This is a genomic window from Scytonema hankhaensis NUACC26, from assembly GCF_045865695.1.
In the GTDB taxonomy this organism is placed as follows: Bacteria; Cyanobacteriota; Cyanobacteriia; order Cyanobacteriales; family Nostocaceae; genus Scytonema.
In genome coordinates this window covers 69547-89798 of record NZ_BAACAP010000248.1, presented here as the reverse complement: position 1 = coordinate 89798, position 20252 = coordinate 69547, and the positions used below count along the sequence as shown (strand labels likewise).

Below are 20252 nucleotides of genomic sequence, written 5' to 3'. Positions count from 1 at the left end.
ACACGGGACGGGCGAGGACGCCCATCCCACATTCGGGAATAATTTATTTCTTGGACATCCCCAATTACAGCCATTTTCAAGTAAATAGACCACATCTGTAAGGGCACAATGCCTTGCGCCCCTACCAACGGTGTGGTTCATTTAGGTGAAAACTGCTGTATATTACGGTAGGACTTTAAGTATTTTAATTAGGTCGTAACTCAGCGTCGATCCTCTGTGCAATGGAAGTCGCTTCAAGGCGAATCCGCTCCGGGTTAAGGGTAAGCATTTCACGTCTGTGCATAAGAACTTTCCCATCCACGATAACAGTATCAACGTCTTGGGCATCTGCTGTATAGACCAGATGGGAGATTGCATCGTAAATTGGGGTCAGATGTGGTTCGCTAAGCTGGACTTGAATCAGATCTGCTTGAAGCCCCACCTTAATCGCACCAATTTTATCTGCCAAGCCGAGTGCTTCTGCACCACCAAGTGTTGCCATACGCAAAACAGTCTTAGCAGGTACAGCAGTGGGATCGAGAGTTGTCCCTTTATGGATGAAGGCAGTAAGGCGGATTGCCTCCCACATATCAAGATCGTTGTTCGAGGCAGCTCCATCCGTACCCAAACCAACTTTAACTCCTGCTTTCAACATTGCAGGAATCGGCGCAAAGCCAGAAGCTAGTTTTAAATTCGAGTCAGGATTGTGGATAACACCAACACCGCGTTTCGCCATCAAGGCAATTTCACTTTCGTTAGGCCATACGACGTGCGCGGCAAAGACACGCGGTTCTAAGAAGCCGAGATTTTCCAAGTGTTGCACTGGGGTCGCGTTATAACGCTGTTGAACATCTTCTACTTCAGTTTTTGTCTCTGCTAAGTGAATTGTTAGAGGGAGATCATACTGACGTGCAGCCTCAATAGCTTGTGTTAGGTGCTCTGGCGAGACAGTGTAGGGAGCATGTGCAGCAATGGCTGGTATAATACGTGGGTTCTTGCCCTTCCAGCGTTTTACAAAATCTACAGCTGCGGCAAACGCATCATCCCACCCTTGAAAACCGGGGCTGGGAAAATCTATTGACGATGGTGCAATAATGGCACGCAAGCCGCATTCATTCACTACTTCAGTAGCAACATCTGGCTTAAAGTACATGTCAACAAAAGTCGTTGTTCCCCCCCGAATCATCTCCCAACAGGCTAGTTGTTCTCCAATGCGAATAAAATTTTCGTCAACGAACTTTGCTTCCGCAGGGAAGATATAATTCTGGAGCCAATCTTGCAACGCTAAGTCGTCCGCTAGACCCCGAAACAGCACCATTGCCGAATGAGAGTGACCGTTGACAAGACCGGGCATTAATACCATGCCTTCGCCTGGAAGCGTCCTGTCAGCTTTGTAAGATGTCAGGATTTTATCTCTTTTGTCTACCGCAATAATTTTGCCGTCCTCGATCGCAACTGCACCATTCTTGATAACAGGTTGTGCATCGTTCATAGTCACGACGAAATCACCACCAACAATCAAATCCACACTCCGCATTTTTTGAGAATCCGGATTGCTATTGCTCCATGCGATGACTATCTGACTGGAAAAGACAACAAACAACGTGCAAACGAAAAAAATTAATACCTTATAGTATTTTGGAGGCTGGCTTTTCACCTTATTATCCTCTTTTCGCTAATGGCTGTATTATCAGTCATTGCTAATAATAAGACACCTTTGCCTCTAGTAAAACTTTTTATACAATTTACTGAGTGGAAAATAGGGCAATGGGCATGGAGCATAGTCAGAAATAATTTATTGCCCATTGCAAGAGTGCCCATTTTCTTTGAGTGGTTGATATAACTTCAGATGTTAGGCTTATTTAAAATCCAGATTGCGGCACATCCCGTCCTACTCCCCAAATTAGCCCATTTGGCATAATTGCGTCTGTTAGATCGGCACTTGCTAAATTAGCACCCTCAAGTTTAGCGCCAGTTAAATCAGCACCGACTAAGTAAGCGCCTCTGAGATCGGCACCCCTTAAGTCTGCACCGCTCAGATCGGCATACCTAAGTTCGGTACTTCTTAAATCCATTCCTCGTAGATCGGCTCCTCTTAAATCACATACCGTACACTGTCGGGATTCTTGTAACTGTCTTATATTATCTGGATTCTCAATAGTAGGAATCTTTACGATTTCTGGGTGAATTGCGATCGGTTCTACAGTCTCTTTATAACTTAAAGAGAGAATTGCGATCGCACTCAATAAGCTGAAGCAATGCAAAGCGACTTTAGCTGTTTTTAGCCGCGAACTCGTTCGTACAGTGCCAATGGAATGGAAGGATTTGAGAAGACACAAAGCAGCGACAGCATTGGGGAAGCGATCTTGTGGTGATGGTGCAACCATCTTTTCCAACCAACAGACGAGTCGCGAATCAACTTGCGGAACGAGGGAGTTCAAATTAACGCGAAAAGTATCATCAATTAAATTGCCTACCTGAGTCGATCTTGTGTGTGTCAGCAAGCAAACAAGAGTGACTCCAAGGCTGTATAAGTCAGAAGCCAGAGTCAGAGAACGACCAAAAAGCACCTCTGGTGGCATAAATCCCAACGTACCTTTGACAGTACTGCTAGCAGATAGGTTTTCATTTCCAATTCTGGCTAACCCAAAATCTACTAAATAAACGTTGAGGCGATCGTCTACTAAAATATTTTCTGGTTTGATATCGCGATGAATAATGGGTGGGACTTGTTGTTGCAAGTAGACGAGAACTTCTAGAATTGCGATCGCAATGAGTTGAATACCCTCCAGTGTAAAATCCCGTGGTTCTGCTAAAGAACGAGCATCCTTATATTCTTGTACCAAGCAAAAACCACTATCGGTTTCAAATGTTGTAAGATACTTGGGAATTCGGGGGTGTTTCAGTTGCTGTAGCAAAGCAATTTCCTGTTGCAAAGCTTCATATGCATACCAACTCGATCCCACTTTAGCAAACTGAAATTGTTTAATCACGACTTTTTGCTGAGTTTGGAGACAAGTTGCTTTGTAAGTCACTCGTCCCCCGTTGAGATTATATCCTAACTGTTGTTCTACTAAATAACCTTGTTGAGAAAAATCGGGAAATTGATTGGCATAAGAATTTATTGAGTGATTGGAGATTTCGTTCATATGGATTTACACTTATTTTAAAGCCTTGCTTTTTTCCACCAAGCGGATAAATTCAGCCCGATAACCATCCAAATCTCTTCCTTGAGACTGACGCGCCCGTTGCAAAACACCATCAAAAGAGGCAGTTCCCTTGTCAGGAGAATTTCTCAGAATCATGCCAAATTCTGCAACAGCCGAGGCAAACTTCAAGTTTGTAGTTGCTTCATTCAATTTAACACCTCGGTCAACAACAGGATAAGTTAGGAGTTGAGAAGTGGACGCTTGGGGTTGTTTGTAGCGTAGCTTCACCTGCATAATTTCGTCATGACTTGAGAGACTTTTCTGTTGATATTTTAAAGAATCTATTCGTGGTAGCGGTACATCACTTTTTACTCCTGTCGGAATAATTTCATAAAGCGCTGTCACGGAATGTCCTGCACCCAATTCACCTGCATCTTTTTTATCGTCATTAAAGTCCCGATCTGCCAAAAGTCGATTTTCATATCCAATGAGACGGTAGCCTTGAACTTTGGTAGGATTAAACTCGACTTGGATTTTGACATCTTTGGCAATTGTCAAAAGTGTTGCCCCCATTTCTTTAACAAGAACTTTCTTCGCTTCAAGTAAATTATCGATGTAGGCGTAATTCCCATTTCCTTTATCAGCGAGTTGTTCCATTTTGGCATCTTGTAAATTACCCGTACCAAATCCTAGAACGGTTAAGAAAATCCCCTGTTCTCGCTCTTTCTCAATCAAACGTACCAATTCCTCATCACTCGTCACGCCAACATTAAAATCGCCGTCTGTTGCTAAAATAATGCGATTGTTTCCCGATTGCAGAAAATTCTCTCTAGCAATTTTATAAGCAAGTTGAATTCCTTCCCCACCTGCTGTTGAACCACCTGCTGCTAATTGTTCTATAGCATCAAATATTTTATCTTTTTGAGAACCTGGTGTGGGTGGTAAGACTAAACCCGCATTACCAGCATATACAACTATTGCGACTTTATCAGAATCTCGTAGCTCGTTAACTAATAAACGCAATGCTGACTTCAGCAAGGGTAATTTGTTAGGATCTTCCATTGAACCAGAAACATCTAGCAAAAAGACTAGATTGTTAGCAGGCAAATTTTCTGTAGAAATTTGTTTAGATTGCAAACCAATTTGAACGAGTTTATGTTTGGGATTCCAGGGTGCATCGGAAACCTCTGTTGTGACAGAAAAGGGTTTGTCGCCATCGGGTAGGGGATAATCATAAGAAAAGTAGTTAATCATTTCTTCAAGGCGGACTGCATCGACTGGTGGCAATTGACCCTGGTTGATGAAGCGCCGGATATTGCTATATGAGGCGGCGTCTACATCAATTGAGAAAGTGGAAAGAGGATTGGCGCTGACACTCTGAAACGGATTGTCTCCGTTGTGTTTGTACCCCTCGCGGTTCTGACTCAAGGAGCGATCGCTCTGTTGAATAGATGACGTCTGATTTAGCAATGGTGTTCCCATATTTGCCACGGGAGATGTCGCTAGGGGACGAGATACTGAGTTTTTTGGCGCTGCACGTTTAAGTGCAAGTCTTGGAGGTTGTTGGTGAAGTTCTGGGGCTGTTCGATCTGCTGCTGCTGGTGCCGATCCACTTATGGTAGTCTCAGGTTGACTGCAAGCAACCAGATTTCCCAGTAAAACAGCCATTCCCAACAGAGCAAGTGAGGAGTGCAGGTGATTCATAAGTTCTGCTAAGTTAGAGTTGAAAATATGTATAAATGGGGAAGTAGGGGCGAAGGGGTTTTCCTAGTTCTACAATTCCTGTCTGACTTTTTACTGCTTGGTTACGGAAAATGTAACGCTTGACATTCTGTAGGTTGGGTTGAGGAAGGAAACCCAACATTTATAAATATTCCCTCAGAATAGAATTCTCTTGCTATACAAACAAAGTCCGCCTACGCGGACTAATTTTCTCGTTTTCTCGTTACCTGTGAGAGCCAAAGATTTGCGTACAACATCTTGGCTTTTTCTCAATAAGGTATTAAGAAACTTTTTCCTGCTACTTTTAAATCATGAAGTTTTGTTAAGAAATCAGAGTTTTGCGTAAAACTTACACACTTATTTAGAAATCCGCTAGGAGCACTTGGAGTGTGCAAGCAATATATGAGTTCCATACCCCTGGATTGGCGTTTACAACAGCTAGTAACAAAAGTTCAAGAGCAACCAACTGACAGTTCTTGCAGAAGGAAAGCTTTGTATATCCTCTTTAAGGAAATTTATCAAGCGCCCACTCTTTGGCGTGCTAGAAACTATTATCCAGATTGGTCTGACTTTTATGAAGAACATTACAGAGAAGCGCTCCAACAAGTTATGCTTGAGTTTTTTAAAGGAATTGACAAGTACAATCTACAAAAGCCTGTGATGGCTTGGATCAATGAAACCTTAAAATATAGATTCAAAGATATTCTTCATAAAGACGCTAGCAAAGGAATAACTTCAAAAGCTAAAAATTCGGTACAAATTATATCTCTAGATCGATTAGATACTTTTATTTCGGAAAGGTTAATTTCTGGAAAAGACAAAGTACCTGATGAAGAATTATTAAGAAAATGTTTGGAAGAAGACCTTGATAATATTTTTAAAAACAAGCATATCAAGGGTCATCCCCAAGCTAGTTTTCAATACATAGCTATAGCTCGGCTAGATGGTCAAGGATGGAAAGAAATCTCTAAGGATTTAGGAGGAATTAAAATTTCAACACTTTCTAGCTTTTATGAGCGTAGTCTAAAAAATTTTATTCCGGTTCTCCAGAATAAATTAAACTCGTAGTTTAAAGCTAAATAGAAGGAGCAGATGATGAATAAAGATTCTTTTCCAGTTATACTTTCTTTTGAAGCACATTCACTTGCCCAAGAGAATAGTAAACAGCATCAACATTTAGAAAAAGCTAAGCAAGTTTATCTCAATACTTTAGCAATATATGCAGTAGAGTTTTATTTTCAAATAATGGCTATTGAAACAGACTATGATAAAAGTGATAGTTACAATTTGCTAACTAGAAAATTGAGAGATATAGCAGATTTATATGTAAAAAATTTAGGAAAGTTTGAGTGTTGTCCCGTGTTACCATATGCTGATATTTTGAAGGTACATCCAGATGCTTGGGATAACCGAACTGGTTACATAGCCGTGCAGCTAAATCAATCTCTCAAAGAAGCAAAACTAATAGGATTTACTCCAGAAGTAGCATCCAAAAAAGGAATCGTTCCTTTAAGCGAATTGCGTTCAATGGAAGAATTTACTAAGTACTTGAGTCAAAAACAAGATGTGGATTTGGAAAAATGGTTAAAAAATATTTCTAATGTTTTTACCAATGGTTGGCAAGCAATAGAACCAGGAATATCAGTATTATTGACTCAGCAAAGAGAAGGCTTGGCTGGTGCGTTTCGTCGTGGCGGACAATCGGAAATAGTCGATCCAAACCTTCCTGAAAGTGTTAAGCGTTGGATTGCACAAGTGTATGCCAGTCAATCTATTACCGAGCGATCGCAAGCAAATTCTTTAGCTGACTTAGATCCTAGTTCAGCATTAACGCAACTTATAAAATCAACTCAAGACGTAGAAATTCAATGGCAAGCTGCTGACTATTTATGGCAGATAAATCCAAACTATTTTGATGCTGGACAAAGAGGATTTAAGGATTTAGGTGTACAGTTAGCAGGTTATCCAGTTGCACTCATACTTACCATTTTACCGATACATAGTGCTATGAGAGCAATTCGTCTACAAGTATCAATGACTGATCTCTCTTACCTACCTTCAGGTCTCAAGTTGATTGTGATGGATGAAAGTGGCAATCTCATTAAAGAAGTTTCAGCCAGGGAGAAAGATAATTACATTCAATTTAAATTTATAGCTGATTCAGGAGATCGTTTCAGTGTCAAAGTTGCTTTGGCTGATGCTAGTATCACAGAGTTTTTTACAGCTTAAATCTGGGAAAGAGATGCCTCATCATGATTTATACTATTTGCGTAAAAACCTTAGCTTTTTCAGAAATAAGTAGTGAGAAGGTAAGCAAGTATTGCTTACTCAAATTCACAAACGTTAAATATGTCTTTAAAAGTCATTAAATCATGTTTTCAAGGACAACAAGACTCCCAAAAAGATGTATTGACAGATACAAAACAATAATGATAACGCTCTTAACTTGAAAATGGAGTTTTAAGAGTAACAACTGTATGTTATGGATAGACCGTTTCAAACAATCTTTTGTAGAGGTTCACTATGAAGCGTATTGTTGAGTTTCCACTTCTTGAAGGTGGTTCCGTTCTTGTAGAAGTGGATGTGCCAACAAACAATCGTATAAGTCTTACTGATGAAGTTGCACAAAGAGCTCAAAAGAACTTTGAGGAAGCATTAGACAACATCAAACCAGTTGCTAATGCGATTACTAAGAAATTACACAACTTGAGTAAGCCTGCAGAAGAAATTGAGGTGAAATTTGGGATCAAAATGACAGCCGGATTAGGAGCTGTTATTGCATCAGGGAGTGCTGAAGTTAACTATGAAATTACACTAAAATGGAAAAGGGAGTCTAAAGATGGTAGCACCCCTTGAGTCTTGCCTTGTCAGAATTTACGCGAAATCGGGAAATGTGATAGGCGGTGGTTTATTAGTCTCGCCCAACTTCATAATTACCTGCGCTCACGTAATTTCTACTGCCTTGGGATTGCCAGAGGATAGTACTGTTATACCTGACCAAACAGTACTATTAGATTTTCCACTTTTGGAAGAAGAAAAGCAGTTATTGGAAGCGCGGGTGGTCTTTTGGCGACCTTGCAATCCTAATGATAAGTATGAAGATATTGCTGGCTTAGAGTTGAAAACGCCTGTTCCTGCTGAGGCTACACCTATGTGGTTATTGCCATCAGAAGACTTGAGCGGTCATCATTTCCAAACGTGTGGTTTTCCATTTGGGGAACCCAATGGTGCTTGGGCTACTGGTGTGTTACGGGGACGCACTGCTAAAGGTTGGGTTCAGCTTGAAGATGTCAAACAACAAGGTTTTAACTTAGAGCCTGGTTTCAGTGGAGCGCCAATATGGGATGACACTCTAGGTAGGGTTGTTGGAATAGCAGTGGAAGGTCGGTACAATAACCGACCAGAAGCCAAAGTTGGCTTTATGATTCCTGCCAAGATATTGGTTGCAGCATGGGATAAACTATGGGAGCGACCTTGCCCTTATCGCGGTTTGTTCGCCTTTCAAGAAGAACACGAACAATTCTTTTTTGGACGGGAAGCTTTTACAAAACAATTGGTGGAAGCTGTTCAACAAGAACCTTTGGTGACAATTCTAGGTCCAAGTGGTAGTGGTAAATCATCAGTCGTGTTTGCAGGTTTAATACCCCAGCTAAAACGACAAGGTAACTGGCGCATTGCTTCTTTCCGTCCTGGAGATCGTCCCTTCTACGCTTTAGCCACTGCGCTCATTCCCCTTTTAGAACCTCAACTACAGGGTGGAATGACGCAAATGTATGCAACTAGAAAACTGACTGATGAGTTGCGTAGTAAAACTAATGCTTTGCGAGATGTTATTGAAACTATTACAAAAGAAGCTTCAGATAGACGCCTGCTTTTGGTAGTAGATCAGTTTGAGGAACTGTACACTCTCTGCAAAGAACAAGAGCGCCAGAGCTTCTTGGAGCAATTATTGGAGGTCGTGGGTGTAGCAAAACAACGCATTTTGGATTTTGCTCTTGTTCTGACACTACGGGCTGACTTTCTTGGGTACGCACTTTCCGATCGCTCTTTCGCGGACTTTATCCGTGATGGAGACCAGATGCTTGGACCGATGAATCGCCAAGAATTAGAAGAGGCAATTATTAAGCCTGCTACTATGCTTGGAGTTGTTATTGAGAAAGGACTTACGGAACGCCTATTGGATGATGTCGGGAACGAACCGGGTCAGCTTCCTCTGTTGGAGTTTGCTTTGACTCAGTTGTGGGAGAAGCAGCGCAACGCTCAAATGACAAATGCTGCTTACGATGAAATTAAAGTTAAAAATGGGAATGTTGAAATTCGAGGTGTCAAAGCAGCTTTAGCTCACTATGCTGAGGGTGTGTATAAGGAGCTCAAGAAAGAAGAAAAAGAAAGAATTGGTAAACTCATCGCTTCTGGTAGCGATGACAATACCGCTATTATTTGGCAGCGAGATGGTAAGTTGTTAAAAAGCCTTGAAGGACATAAAGGTCACGTTAATAGAGTGAAATTTAGTCCTGATAACAAGTTAATTGCTACTGTTAGTGATGGCGATAGCGAAAACGTTAAGCTCTGGGCTATTGATGGAACTTTACTCACAACTTTTAACGGATATCAGGATAGGGTAAAAGATTTAAGTTTCAGCCAAGATGGTAAGATACTTGCTACCTCAAGCTGGGACAACACCATTCGACTGTGGAATTTAGTAGGATTGTTTCCCAAAACTCTTGAAGGACATAAATACAGAGTCATGGATGTAGCTTGGTCGCCTGATGGTCAAACTTTGGCTTCAGCTAGTTGGGATAAAACCGTCCAATTCTGGAATCGCGATGGTGCTTTTCTCAACTCGCTCAAACACAAAGGTCAGGTGAATGGGGTAAGTTTTAGTCCTGATGATCGGTTCATTGCTACAGTAGACTCTAGTGGAATACTCAATCTTTGGCGACGCGATGGCACTCTACTCAAAACCTTAAAAGAGCATAAGGATTATATCAGGGCTGTAACTTGGTCGCCGGATAGTCAAATCCTAGCTACAGTGGGTGGAGAGAAAGACCGCACTGTCAAAGTTTGGAGTCGAGAGGGTCAACTGCTCAAAACTCTTAAAGGACATACGGATGGAGTTTATGGTGTCAGCTTTAGTCCTGATAGCAAAACAATTGCTTCTTCTAGCAAAGACAATACTGTCAAACTTTGGAATCGGGAGGGTCAGTTGCTTAAAACCCTTAAAGGACATACTGGCTGGATCTGGAATGTGACTTTCAGCCCCGATGGTCAAATAATTGCCTCAGCAAGTGAAGATAACACTGTTATCCTCTGGTATCAAGATGGTACTTTAATTAAAACCTTAAAAGGTCATACCGCTAGAGTTTCTGATGTAACTTTCAGCCCCGATGGTAAACTGATTGTGACGGGTAGCTCTGATGCAACTATCAAGTTTTGGAATCTTGATGGTCTATTACTCGCCACTCTTGAAGAGCATAAAGACCGAGTTATGTCAGTCAGTTTCAGTCCTAATGGCAAAACCCTTGCCTCAACTAGTGTTGATGGAGCAGTAAAACTGTGGAATCTTAAAGATGTTAAATTAACCTCCGATATCAATGTTCTACTTGTACAAGGTTGTCATTGGGCAAGTAATTATCTCAGAACTAACCAAAAGGTAGAAAAGAGTGCTAGGCGTCTTTGCTCCTAATAATAATTAATATTTGCTTAAGTAGAATTGCTCCTATTACTCTGAGGACTTTATCTTGACACAAATAAAAGTAGAGATTCCTTCCGTTGGAATAGTAATCGCTGAAGGAAATTTTCCTGATAATCGTTTAATTGTGGGATATATTCACGAATTATTTGGTACATTTCTTCCCCCAAAGGATTTAGCAAAATTTGTAGACTTTTCGTTCTGTCTCCCTGGTTATGGAAGTGCAACCCTTTTTGACCAGTCCGAAGGTCACGATCTAACTTGGGAAATGTATGGTAAATCTATTGCTAAAATTTTGTCCGCGATCGACAAGCCAATAATTCTGGTTGGTAGCTCAAAGGGAGTCATGGTAGCAATTTATGCTACTCTTGAAATTCCTCACTTAGTAGAGAAGTTAATTTTTTATCGAGTGCCAACGTTTGGTGAAGAACGTACTCAGATTAGAAATAAATATGCAGAAATTGCTGCCTCGATCGCGGGAGAGCAAGAATTTCACCAATTTCTTACATCTATAAGAAATAAAACGTCTCCTGAAGTCCTACAAGTGATAGAGGCATCGGGATGGAAAAAAGCAAAAAAACTTTATCAAGGAGCTTCCCTATCTGACCTCAATCCATTACTCTTGAAAAACATTCAGCAACCAATTGTTTTCATTGAATCCACATTTGATAAGTTTCACTCAAAGAATGCACGCGATGCTCTTTTTTCGTTATTATCTAATTCCATTAACAAACGAATTATTTCCATTGACGAACTAACAAAGTTAGAGAAGATGTAAACGCTCAAAATTCAACTATAGATCGCAATAACTCAATGTTTAAAATCCCAACACGATACCTCCTATCAACTTAAATTTTTATGAAGAAACTATTCGAGTTGACAAGACCTTAATTGACCTATAGGACGAAACTCATATTCAAGACCAGTGCGGGAGGAAGAACCAGAGTATTGACCTTTGACGAGCTGGATAGAGGCGTTACGGCGATCGCTTAGCAAAAACTGTACCTCGTTGATAGCCCCTTCTGTGGTGAAATCTTTTGAGCGAAGCGCTTGACTCACTCCTTCACGGGTTGGGTTCTGCTTGATACCAGCAATCAAGGCTTTGGTTGCATCATAAGACGTGACAGTTCGCCAGTTGACATCTGCTTCCCAAAGCTTGCGAGATTTCTTGACGAACTCCGATTGGTCATTATATTGAATGTGCCAAGGAACTGCAATAACAATATCAGATGTGTTTGCACCAGCTTGCAATGTCATAGGATTATAAACATCATCTCCTCCCAAAATAGTGAGTTGCTTGTCGTTCGCTTTTAACACCTGTAAAGCATCCTTTAATTTGTTAGTATTCGCAAATAGTACTAAGACGGTAGCTTTTTTCTCCACGGCGCTGTTGACACTTGCAGATAAATCTAAAGGAGCGTGCAAGTCAAAGGTGAGTGCTTCCTCCCCTCCTCCCTTAGAAATTGCGTCTTTAAAAGCCGACGTTAGGGAGTTGCTATACTCACTTTGAGAATTGTAAAAAATTGCTGCTTTCCGTTGTCGCAAACTATTAAGCATAAAATTAGCTAATACTTTTCCAGCACAGGCGTCACTGGGAACGGTACGAAAAACGTAATTACCAAAGTTGGATAATTTTACAGATGAACTGGTTGGAAAAATGACTACCAATCTCTTTTTTTCATAAACTTGACTGACCTCTAAGGCGACATTGCTAGCATAGTGCCCCATAACTCCAAGTACGTCAGGAAGTGTGACCAATTTCTCTGCAATTTGCTTAGCCAATTTGGGATCGTCGCGATCGTCAGCAATCAACACTCGTAGCGGCTTACCATTGATACCCCCTGCATTATTAATCTCATCTTGAGCTTGAGCGACCCCACGCAAGATTTCTTCTGCACCTGTTTTATATTGACTGATGGGAATCGGTACGGCAATCGTATAAGATGAACCTTCACCAATTTTGGCGTTATTCAAATAAATTAAGTTTTCTGGATCGTTTTTATATATGTTACGAGCATTTTGGAAGTGAATAACAGCACTATTAAAATTCTTATTTGCAAATTTCTTTATTCCTGTTATCTTTTCTGATTCTGCTCTTTTGCTGGTCACTTCAAAACTACTTGCAGCAATCAAAACTCGTCCTCCATAGCTGAAATCAGTAGGTTTTAGATTTGGAACTTGGTCTTGTGTTTTTACTACGAGAGGAGTTGTTTGTAGTTTTTCTTTTTCTACCTGAAGAGTATTTATTCTATTTGGTTTTTTGGGTCTTAGTTGGGATATAATACCTGCTGACAAACTTATAAATAGTAAACTTAAACCAACCAAAATAATCTTTCTCTTGTGCGATCGCCAAATTTGAAGACGACTTGATTGGGGCCAAACGGGCAGCTTTGCTACGGGATTTTGACAGATTACAGGTAGCCAGGAAGCACCGGGGTATTCATTTTCAATAACCTCCAACCTTTCTAGAGCCTGTCGCACTGCTAGATCGAAAGCTTCTCCATTGGAAAACAAACGCAAAAATTCCTGTAAAAACCTCTGTGCGACTTCATCCGGTACTGACTCCCGCATCACAATCACTTGAGAAATTTCTAATTCTGCAAGCTTGTTTGCTAATCCCATTCCATCACAGGAGTTAAAGATAGCTAGTTTTAAGCCTTTTTGTATAGCTCTTTTAAGGGCTTTTTTAAACTCATTCAGATCTAAACTTTCATTCCTACTAATCTGTATTTCGCCGCTATTACCTTCATTGTTACTAGCACTGTGCCCTGCAAAGAACAGAATATCCCAACTTTCATCCCACAATTTATCATGTACTTGCTGCCTTAATGGTGATGAGTTTTGCTGTAATGAATTTGGTAGTAGTTCTACTTTTGCTCCTAAGTTCTCCAATAATTCTTTATCTTTTTGAGTATTAATTCCTTCAGCATTACCAAAGATTGCCAGAATCTTCACAGGTGTTTTTAACACAGATGTTTTCAGAGTCTTAAAATGTTGATTAAGTACCAGACTCAGGGAAAACCATACTTTGTCACGGAACTCAAATATATTCCATATATTCCAAGGAAGCTTCTGTAGAAGTTGATTATTCTGTCTCTGTAAAAGTTCACTATTTATTTTAAAAATGATGTGAGCCGATTCGTTCTCTTTAACATGACTTAGTATATCACTAGACAATTGTAAAAAAGATTGGTCTTGGAACCATCTTCTCATACCTGCTTCAAGTTCTTTTGCAGCGTTTTTAAAACTTTGATTATTAGATACATTAGTGACTTGATTATTGGAATGGGTAATTGCTCTTTTTCTCCAAGAAGAATACTGTCTCTGCCAACTTTGATAAAGTTCAGGAAGGTCTGGTGCAGGAGGAAAATTTTTTGGTTTGGGTTCCGGGAAGAGATTTCTACCATTCTCACGTATTTGTAGGGTAACAAAAAAACCATCGTTGAAGGTACCACTATGAATTGTGAGTTCAACCAATTTTCTCATAAATCTTTTGTCGATCGTGTAATGCTACTTAGTATTTAAGTTAGTATTCATACAGTAAGTTAAAGGTAAAAACTTGAATGCTATAGTTTGACGCTTGCTTATCAAAGCAAGTATCATTATGTTATTTTACTGACTTTTCAGCCAGTTACAATGATATCATTGTGACACAAGTTATTTAAATTTTTCCTATCAGAAGAAACGTTTTGCTCCCATTGTTAACTAACTAATACAACTACTATGTCTTGTCACTATTCCTAAGTTTGGCAAAGAACTGACTGTTTGATGAGGTCATTACCTATACTAAAGTTCAGGTAGAGCCTGAGTATAAAATTTTTCACAGCTTATTTAGAACACAAAAATGCTTAATATACAGTTCGCCACACAGAAAATCTTTCTGACAAGTCGCAAGGCTGAACCTAACCAAGTTTACTCTCCTAAACAATATAGTATTGTCTGGAAATTTAAGAAAAGTCAGTTCACATGAATATTGTGATTTTAATCACTGCATCGGTACTGCGATCGCTCATTAAAGTCTTATGAACTGAGTCAGATTGGCAGGCGATCGCGTTATCAGCAGAGTCTTGAAATACGCAAACAAGTTGTGTATCAGGTAAATGAAAGCCAAGCAATTACTGTATAAACGAACATACACCAGATTGTAAATCAGTTACGTACTGCTTTAAAATTCAAAGAAGAATTTATGGAATCGACTGATGTGACTTTGTAGCAGTTAGATACGTTGAAACCGTGTGACAGATTATGCTTAACAAAGAGAGTATGGCAAAGTTGCTGCAAGAGTTCGATCGCCAAGTTGAGAACTTGGTACAGAAAGAATACTCTAAATTTGCTCTTGTCTCGGCGGATGAATTCATTAAGCATATCGAACCCCTTAAAGAGAAAATCGGTGAACTTGTCACGCAAGGGAAAGAACCATTAGAAGGAGATATCCCTTTTGTTATTGTTGTCAAGAGCGATTTGGTAGCTACCGACAAGACAATAGAGTTAGTAGAACGCAAATATAAAAAAGGGTTTGCGGTAATAGACGCAGACGATCTTAAAGGTTTCAAACCAATTGAGGGTGTAAAACTTCCCAACAGTATGGCGTACTTGTTAGTAAATATTGATACAGGCAAAGAAACGCTTAATATTACGCCAGATGATGCAATGGAAATAATCAAAAAACAAAACCGTTCCCCACTTACGATTGATGAAGGTATTGCCGTAATTACCCATTATCCAGATATCTTAAAAAAGAACAATGGTTTCTCTTTGCTTGGTTCTCGTTGTGGTGACCGTCGGGTCACAGCCTTATGGATAAGCAAGCATCAACCAAAGCTCGGTTGGTGTTGGGCTGGTAACCCGCATACGTGGTTAGGATCGGCTACTTGCAGTGGTAGAGTCTAAATTAGTTAGGACGCGGTTAGTGAAAGGCGATCGCGCTTGTTCATTGCGGAATATAAACGATCGCCTAAAAACTACTGCATTTATATTTGTTCATAATTTTCCAATTGTAAAAGCTAAGTGTGGTCTACAGAGTTACTCATGTTCTATTTGTGTGCAAAATTGAGATTTTTGGGAATTATAAGCACAGTCAGCAGGAATAAAGAAGAATTCTGAAAACTCAATCTTTGGAACTAACTATGAACGCAAAAAAGCCCATTCCAAGTCTTGCATCTGTAATTGAAGCCGCAAGACTTGCTGGAAATTGCTACTCAGCTACCGATAACCCTATTCCCTTATTGTATGCGGGTGTCAAAGGAAATTACTTTTCAACTAATTTTACAAACTTACCTGTAGATGAATTAGCGAAACTTCGTGAAATCGATGCCAAAATACGAGCATTGAAGTTCCGCTTACTCGGAAAGCTAACACTCTCGCACATGAGTGAAGTCAGTACTTACATTTACGCTTGCTGAAGATGACTGTCTTTGTGCTTCGGTTATGAAAACTAGAACGGGGTTTGCAGGTGTAGATATTGTGAGTTGCTTTGCTGATGATGCGATTTTGACTACGACTTCAGTGAAATTGCAGGTCACTGATTATGAAAAGCAAAAACTGTTTAGGCGATCGCATCCCGAACTAGATATTGTAGAACTTGTAGAATATCACTTCACTTACACTAGAGACTTTGCTTCGCGTCATGGCATTCAGCAGCCAATCTTTACAGACTTACTAGCTGTAGCTGTACTTATTGATGAGTATTTACAACGTCAGAATAATAACCCCATAAACTTGATGCTGACACTTGTAAATGCATTGGGAATCATTTATCACAAGTTAAGGGTCTCATGATTAACGGGCGAAAAATCCCAGCCTATGACTTGAGAAATGAGGACGAGATTGTATTTGATCCACAGGTGAGAGCGATTTACATTGAGCAGTCTCGATCGGACAACTTGGATGACTATGCTGGTGGAATTATAGTTTTTGTATTCTTCTTCATTTATAAATCCTGTTTCAAAGACAAGTTCGTACTTGCCTTGGACTATCGGAACTTCTTTACCCAAGTCCGCAACGTCTGAAATCCTAACTGTCCTTGATTCTCCTACATCAAACGGAACTAGAATAGCACGAACGGTATCTGCTCTAAGGTTTATTTCATTAGCTAGCCATATTTCTGTTGATAGTTCAGGAGCTTGCCCAATCATACCGAAAGCTACACTACTAGGACGCCATGAAAATCCCTGTCTGCCTTGTTGCTCAGTCCAATCGTGAATTATTACATCATTCCCTGGATCGTAAACTACAATTTGACAGAATGGAACCCCTAAGTCAAAAGAGACAATCATCATTAACCGAGGTTGGTACGAAGTATCCACGAATGCTTTGTAACATGGCTTACTCTCAGTTCACCCGAATGGGTGATAGCATTTTTACACAAATTTGGTTTAGGGAAAAGGTTATTGGGATTGGGTTAAGGGTTTTTTCTTCTCCTTTTTCCCAAACCCAGTTCCCCTTAACCTACAAATATTGATTCTCCCGAAATGTAGGGTGGAAAGCAGTGCGTTGCGGGGGGAACTCCCGTTGTTCGCGTATAACCCTTACGGGCATAGCTTTCAGCATCGCGACACGCTCGCTATGTGCTTTGCACATAGCGAGCGTGTCGCGCCAGAGACGAGAGCGTGTGCCTTGCACATAGCGTCTCCGCGCTTGAGATAGCAACTGCGGAGCGTCCTCGCCTGCCCTTCAAACGTGTTTCAGGCAAGGCGATCGTTCCACAAGAGATATTTAGAAACTTTTTATTTTGAAGTTTCTTAACCTGCTCCGCCACCGAAGCCACCAGCGCCACCGAAGCCACTGAAGCCACCACTAGCAAAGGGATTTTCTCCACCACCGAAGCCACCAGCGCCACCAAAGCCACCACTAGCAAAGGGATTTTCTCCACCACCGAAGCCACCAGCACCACCGAAGCCACCAGCGCCGCCAAAGCCACCAGCGCCGCCGAAGCCACCGAAGCCACCACTAGCAAAGGGATTTTCTCCACCACCGAAGCCACCAGCACCACCGAAGCCACCAGCGCCACCAAAGCCACTAGCACCGCCGAAGCCACCAGCACCGCCGAAGCCACCAGCGCCGCCAAAGCCACCGAAGTCACCAGCACCACCGAAGCCACCAAAGCCACCAGCGCCACCGAAGTCACCAGTGCCACTGAAGTCACCATCACTACCAGTGCCACCGAAGTCATCACCAGCACCAGTGCCGCCAAAATCATCACCAGTACCAGTGCTAATGAAATCACCATCAGCAAAGACATCGCTTTCATCAGAAACAAACTGTTCCAGATTTTCGTCCATTTCGTCTTTTCTCCATTTTTCCGTTTCTTAAATCTGGAACCGGTTCCTAGAAAAATAATAAACTCGATCGTTTTGACAATTAACTGATATATTTTTTTATACTTTTGGCGTTTCTTTAGAAATTGATGTATGTTTCGACACTTTTAACATTTTTATTGACTTAGTATTTTCTATTCCAAAACTAAGTAACGAAAATTACTCAAACACTACGGGTGGAAAACAGAGGATAAGCGGTATCTCAAAGTAGCTATAGCTTTCAAGCAGTTCTCACACTCCGAGCTAGCTTAAATCGAAACAGCCACTCTCTCAGAGTGTCTGTAAAAAATGCAGGTGCTTCATCGACTTTCCGATGCTCCTAGTTGTGTTTGTGGATTTTGAGTATACCAGTATGCCCAAGCAATCAGCACTGCCTGAAATGGTAATCTTACCAAATAAAGCAACTGACTATGGGGTATTCCTTCCACCTTAATGTTGTGCAAAGTCATGTAGATGTTAGCAGGAAACACGCCTATAAATAGAGCAATGAGTCCCCACGCTGCTGCTACACTCACCGACGGAATCATTAAGCCAATACCGCCAAGAATCTCAAAAAAACCACTAATGTAAACGGATGCCAAGGGCGGAAATACTGGCGGTACAATTCGGGCGTATTGGTCTGGCTTGATAAAATGAGTAATACCAACAATGATAGTAGACACTGCTAAAACACCACGGAGAATTTCTTTGCGTCGATAAGAAGATGCAGAATACATAAGAAAAATCAGAAACACTGGTCAAATGGTAGAGATTACTCCTGCTGAGTACTTCTATCTAGAGTTAGCATTTCAATCAACATTTTATTAATAAAGTACGATACTTTAACTGTAGCATATGTTACTCATAAAGATGCTCCACCTCGTACTATTAAGGAATTGCCAAAATATCCTATACCCATAGCCCTTTTAGCTCGTCTAGCAGCAAGCAAAGATTTTCAAGGGAAAAGAATAGGCAGTGGTTTATTAAAGGACTACCTAAAACGTGTAAATGCAGCAGCAGATATTTTAGGAAATAGTCTGCAAGCAATCGTATTCAACCCTCTCAAATATGCTTCTACCTCATATTTTAGACTGCGACCACTTCATGCTTTAATTTCGGTCATTTTATTCTGATAAGAATATGAAAAAGAAATTAGATAAACTGATACTATTACGTGCCTACAGGGAGAATCTATGCCCAAATACAAGGGAAAGCGATCGAATGTAACTTTTCCTCTCGCCACCTTTGAAACACTATCCGCGTTAGCTGAACGAGAAACGAAAACAGTTAGCCAAATGGTCGTTTCATTGTGCGAAGAAGCTCTAAAAGCTAGGGGTATTGCGATCGCAAGCAAAACCGAACAATAAAATCTTGTGCCTATAGCGTGCATAATAGTATACAATTATACCACTATTTTAATGAAATTGAAAAATGACGCAAATAAATGACCGACTAAACCGTGTTGAAAATGACCTAGACACAGTAAAACAACTACTAGCATCAGCAGCAACTTATGCCGAATCTGCTAATAGAGGGATTGACAGGCTAACAGATGCTCAAGATCGCACTCAAATACAGATCGACCGACTAGGCGAGAAGCAAGATCGCACTCAAATACAGATCGACCGACTAGGCGAGAAGCAAGCTCAAACTCAAATACAGATCGACCGACTAGGCGAGAAACAAGATCGCACTCAGATGCAACTCGATCGATTATCAAACCGAGTTGATGCTTTTGTATCCGAATCGCAGAGACTTTTCACTAAATTAGGTACTGTGGCCGCTCGAGTTGACGGCAGAATTGAAAGTTTAGAAGCAGTTGTAAGGCGGCTTGACCGGAACTATGAAGAACAAAAATCTCAATTTCAGGAGTTTAAGCAAACAACTGAAGCTACTTTGTCGCGAATTGACAGACTATTAGATTATTTGGTTAAGCGGGATAGTGGCAACAATCCGTCCGTGTAGTCAAAAAGTAGCGAAGTTTCGTAAAGACAAAAATAAATGACCAACACATCACAAACACCTAGCAGTAGACTGGACAGGATTGAGCGGATTTTGGAGCAAACGGTAACCCGCCTAGATCGAGTTGCCGAGCAACAACAGATAAACACAACAGCGATCGCTCAGTTAACTTCCCAACAGGCAGAATTCAAGCAAGAATTACAGGATAGCATCAGCCATCTTGTAACGGTCATTGGGAATTTTGCAGAAGAAGCGTACAACGACCGAGAGCAAGCTAAAGTTGACCGCCAAACTTTTCGCGAACAAGCCGAGCGTCTAGCAGCCGAAGCAGCTCAAGATAGGCAACAAGCTGCAATTGACCGCCAAGAATTCCGAACTGAAATTAGGCGGATTTGGGAGTATTTGCGGGATCGCAATGGCGGTAGCAGTCCTCCTCAGTAAATTAGCCTGAGT

20 protein-coding genes and 3 pseudogenes are annotated in these 20252 nt (G+C 40.9%); 14 read left to right on the top strand and 9 right to left on the bottom strand.

Features of this window, described 5'->3' with window-relative positions; translation table 11 throughout:
- Nucleotides 1–184: 184 nt before the first annotated feature.
- From ACKTT2_RS45710 to ACKTT2_RS45700, 3 genes are all read right to left on the bottom strand, one after another.
- Nucleotides 185–1636 (bottom strand): amidohydrolase, encoded by a 1452-nt coding sequence (locus ACKTT2_RS45710; protein WP_407899233.1) that lies wholly within the window; start codon nucleotides 1634–1636, stop codon nucleotides 185–187.
- Between the two features lie 205 nt (nucleotides 1637–1841).
- Nucleotides 1842–3128, bottom strand: coding sequence for a serine/threonine protein kinase (locus tag ACKTT2_RS45705; RefSeq protein WP_407899231.1), 1287 nt, complete (start codon nucleotides 3126–3128; stop codon nucleotides 1842–1844).
- A gap of 12 nt (nucleotides 3129–3140) precedes the next feature.
- Entirely contained in the window at nucleotides 3141–4832 is a 1692-nt protein-coding gene (locus ACKTT2_RS45700) for a vWA domain-containing protein (protein WP_407899229.1), read from the bottom strand.
- A 510-nt stretch (nucleotides 4833–5342) separates the two neighbouring features.
- Between ACKTT2_RS45700 and ACKTT2_RS45695 the strand changes: the two genes are divergently transcribed.
- The 5 genes from ACKTT2_RS45695 (at nucleotide 5343) to ACKTT2_RS45675 (ending at nucleotide 11320) form a co-directional block, all read left to right on the top strand.
- Nucleotides 5343–5918, top strand: coding sequence for a sigma-70 RNA polymerase sigma factor region 4 domain-containing protein (locus ACKTT2_RS45695; RefSeq protein ID WP_407899227.1), 576 nt, complete (start codon nucleotides 5343–5345; stop codon nucleotides 5916–5918).
- 24 nt (nucleotides 5919–5942) lie between these two features.
- Complete coding sequence (locus ACKTT2_RS45690) at nucleotides 5943–7079, top strand: DUF1822 family protein (protein WP_407899225.1); 1137 nt, start codon at nucleotides 5943–5945, stop codon at nucleotides 7077–7079.
- Between the two features lie 294 nt (nucleotides 7080–7373).
- Complete coding sequence (locus ACKTT2_RS45685; RefSeq protein WP_407899223.1) at nucleotides 7374–7706, top strand: CU044_2847 family protein; 333 nt, start codon at nucleotides 7374–7376, stop codon at nucleotides 7704–7706.
- Nucleotides 7690–10536, top strand: a complete 2847-nt coding sequence (locus tag ACKTT2_RS45680) for an nSTAND1 domain-containing NTPase (RefSeq protein WP_407899221.1) — start codon at nucleotides 7690–7692, stop codon at nucleotides 10534–10536. The genes ACKTT2_RS45685 and ACKTT2_RS45680 overlap by 17 nt, the downstream gene beginning before the upstream one ends.
- Before the next feature lie 55 nt (nucleotides 10537–10591).
- Complete coding sequence (locus ACKTT2_RS45675) at nucleotides 10592–11320, top strand: alpha/beta fold hydrolase (RefSeq protein ID WP_407899218.1); 729 nt, start codon at nucleotides 10592–10594, stop codon at nucleotides 11318–11320.
- Nucleotides 11321–11409: 89 nt separating this feature from the next.
- Here the strand turns inward: ACKTT2_RS45675 and ACKTT2_RS45670 are convergent, their stop codons facing one another.
- Nucleotides 11410–14028: an ABC transporter substrate-binding protein gene (locus ACKTT2_RS45670; protein WP_407899216.1), complete on the bottom strand. Its 2619-nt coding sequence runs from the start codon at nucleotides 14026–14028 to the stop codon at nucleotides 11410–11412.
- A gap of 476 nt (nucleotides 14029–14504) precedes the next feature.
- Nucleotides 14505–14657 carry a hypothetical protein gene (locus tag ACKTT2_RS45665; RefSeq protein WP_407899214.1) on the bottom strand — a complete coding sequence of 51 codons (153 nt, stop codon included), beginning with the start codon at nucleotides 14655–14657 and terminating at the stop codon, nucleotides 14505–14507.
- A 130-nt stretch (nucleotides 14658–14787) separates the two neighbouring features.
- Here ACKTT2_RS45665 and ACKTT2_RS45660 point away from each other — a divergent pair, with 130 nt between their 5' ends.
- From ACKTT2_RS45660 to ACKTT2_RS45645, 4 genes and pseudogenes are all read left to right on the top strand, one after another.
- Nucleotides 14788–15432: a DUF5701 family protein gene (locus ACKTT2_RS45660; RefSeq protein WP_407899212.1), complete on the top strand. Its 645-nt coding sequence runs from the start codon at nucleotides 14788–14790 to the stop codon at nucleotides 15430–15432.
- A gap of 236 nt (nucleotides 15433–15668) precedes the next feature.
- The gene (locus ACKTT2_RS45655; protein ID WP_407899210.1) at nucleotides 15669–15944 is read left to right on the top strand and encodes a hypothetical protein; all 276 of its coding nucleotides are present in this window, start codon (nucleotides 15669–15671) and stop codon (nucleotides 15942–15944) included.
- A 25-nt stretch (nucleotides 15945–15969) separates the two neighbouring features.
- The gene (locus tag ACKTT2_RS45650) at nucleotides 15970–16320 is read left to right on the top strand and encodes a hypothetical protein (protein WP_407899208.1); all 351 of its coding nucleotides are present in this window, start codon (nucleotides 15970–15972) and stop codon (nucleotides 16318–16320) included.
- A pseudogene (locus ACKTT2_RS45645) lies at nucleotides 16311–16400 on the top strand (FHA domain-containing protein); the annotation flags it as partial. The gene ACKTT2_RS45650 and the pseudogene ACKTT2_RS45645, both read left to right, overlap by 10 nt.
- A 66-nt stretch (nucleotides 16401–16466) precedes the next feature.
- Here ACKTT2_RS45645 and comJ read toward each other — a convergent pair.
- The 3 genes and pseudogenes from comJ to ACKTT2_RS45630 form a co-directional block, all read right to left on the bottom strand.
- Nucleotides 16467–16817, bottom strand: a pseudogene (gene comJ, locus ACKTT2_RS45640) (competence protein ComJ); the annotation flags it as partial.
- A gap of 172 nt (nucleotides 16818–16989) precedes the next feature.
- Complete coding sequence (locus tag ACKTT2_RS45635) at nucleotides 16990–17163, bottom strand: hypothetical protein (RefSeq protein WP_407899206.1); 174 nt, start codon at nucleotides 17161–17163, stop codon at nucleotides 16990–16992.
- Between the two features lie 119 nt (nucleotides 17164–17282).
- A complete protein-coding gene (locus ACKTT2_RS45630) occupies nucleotides 17283–17822 on the bottom strand; it encodes a hypothetical protein (protein ID WP_407899202.1) in 540 nt (179 codons plus the stop codon).
- 201 nt (nucleotides 17823–18023) lie between these two features.
- Between ACKTT2_RS45630 and ACKTT2_RS52455 the strand changes: the two are divergent.
- Nucleotides 18024–18110: pseudogene (locus ACKTT2_RS52455) on the top strand (Alr2735 family protein); the annotation flags it as partial.
- Between the two features lie 47 nt (nucleotides 18111–18157).
- On the opposite strand, the gene ACKTT2_RS45625 reads toward ACKTT2_RS52455, so the two are convergent.
- Complete coding sequence (locus ACKTT2_RS45625) at nucleotides 18158–18574, bottom strand: DoxX family protein (RefSeq protein ID WP_407899200.1); 417 nt, start codon at nucleotides 18572–18574, stop codon at nucleotides 18158–18160.
- Nucleotides 18575–18733: 159 nt separating this feature from the next.
- Here ACKTT2_RS45625 and ACKTT2_RS45620 point away from each other — a divergent pair, with 159 nt between their 5' ends.
- From ACKTT2_RS45620 to ACKTT2_RS45605, 4 genes are all read left to right on the top strand, one after another.
- Nucleotides 18734–18970, top strand: coding sequence for a hypothetical protein (locus ACKTT2_RS45620; protein WP_407899198.1), 237 nt, complete (start codon nucleotides 18734–18736; stop codon nucleotides 18968–18970).
- 60 nt (nucleotides 18971–19030) lie between these two features.
- Nucleotides 19031–19204 carry a ribbon-helix-helix domain-containing protein gene (locus ACKTT2_RS45615; RefSeq protein ID WP_407899196.1) on the top strand — a complete coding sequence of 58 codons (174 nt, stop codon included), beginning with the start codon at nucleotides 19031–19033 and terminating at the stop codon, nucleotides 19202–19204.
- A 64-nt stretch (nucleotides 19205–19268) separates the two neighbouring features.
- A complete protein-coding gene (locus ACKTT2_RS45610; protein ID WP_407899194.1) occupies nucleotides 19269–19802 on the top strand; it encodes a 6-aminohexanoate hydrolase in 534 nt (177 codons plus the stop codon).
- 36 nt (nucleotides 19803–19838) lie between these two features.
- Nucleotides 19839–20240 carry a hypothetical protein gene (locus ACKTT2_RS45605; protein ID WP_407899192.1) on the top strand — a complete coding sequence of 134 codons (402 nt, stop codon included), beginning with the start codon at nucleotides 19839–19841 and terminating at the stop codon, nucleotides 20238–20240.
- The last annotated feature ends 12 nt before the right edge of the window (nucleotides 20241–20252 follow it).

Coding starts and splice junctions, on each gene's coding strand:
- ACKTT2_RS45705 (WP_407899231.1), bottom strand. CDS start 3,128: ATGAACGAAATCTCCAATCACTCAATAAATTCTTATGCCAATCAATTT.
- ACKTT2_RS45700 (WP_407899229.1), bottom strand. CDS start 4,832: ATGAATCACCTGCACTCCTCACTTGCTCTGTTGGGAATGGCTGTTTTA.
- ACKTT2_RS45690 (WP_407899225.1), top strand. CDS start 5,943: ATGATGAATAAAGATTCTTTTCCAGTTATACTTTCTTTTGAAGCACAT.
- ACKTT2_RS45685 (WP_407899223.1), top strand. CDS start 7,374: ATGAAGCGTATTGTTGAGTTTCCACTTCTTGAAGGTGGTTCCGTTCTT.
- ACKTT2_RS45680 (WP_407899221.1), top strand. CDS start 7,690: ATGGTAGCACCCCTTGAGTCTTGCCTTGTCAGAATTTACGCGAAATCG.
- ACKTT2_RS45670 (WP_407899216.1), bottom strand. CDS start 14,028: ATGAGAAAATTGGTTGAACTCACAATTCATAGTGGTACCTTCAACGAT.
- ACKTT2_RS45660 (WP_407899212.1), top strand. CDS start 14,788: ATGCTTAACAAAGAGAGTATGGCAAAGTTGCTGCAAGAGTTCGATCGC.
- ACKTT2_RS45655 (WP_407899210.1), top strand. CDS start 15,669: ATGAACGCAAAAAAGCCCATTCCAAGTCTTGCATCTGTAATTGAAGCC.
- ACKTT2_RS45650 (WP_407899208.1), top strand. CDS start 15,970: ATGAAAACTAGAACGGGGTTTGCAGGTGTAGATATTGTGAGTTGCTTT.
- ACKTT2_RS45630 (WP_407899202.1), bottom strand. CDS start 17,822: ATGGACGAAAATCTGGAACAGTTTGTTTCTGATGAAAGCGATGTCTTT.
- ACKTT2_RS45625 (WP_407899200.1), bottom strand. CDS start 18,574: ATGTATTCTGCATCTTCTTATCGACGCAAAGAAATTCTCCGTGGTGTT.
- ACKTT2_RS45615 (WP_407899196.1), top strand. CDS start 19,031: ATGCCCAAATACAAGGGAAAGCGATCGAATGTAACTTTTCCTCTCGCC.
- ACKTT2_RS45610 (WP_407899194.1), top strand. CDS start 19,269: ATGACGCAAATAAATGACCGACTAAACCGTGTTGAAAATGACCTAGAC.
- ACKTT2_RS45605 (WP_407899192.1), top strand. CDS start 19,839: ATGACCAACACATCACAAACACCTAGCAGTAGACTGGACAGGATTGAG.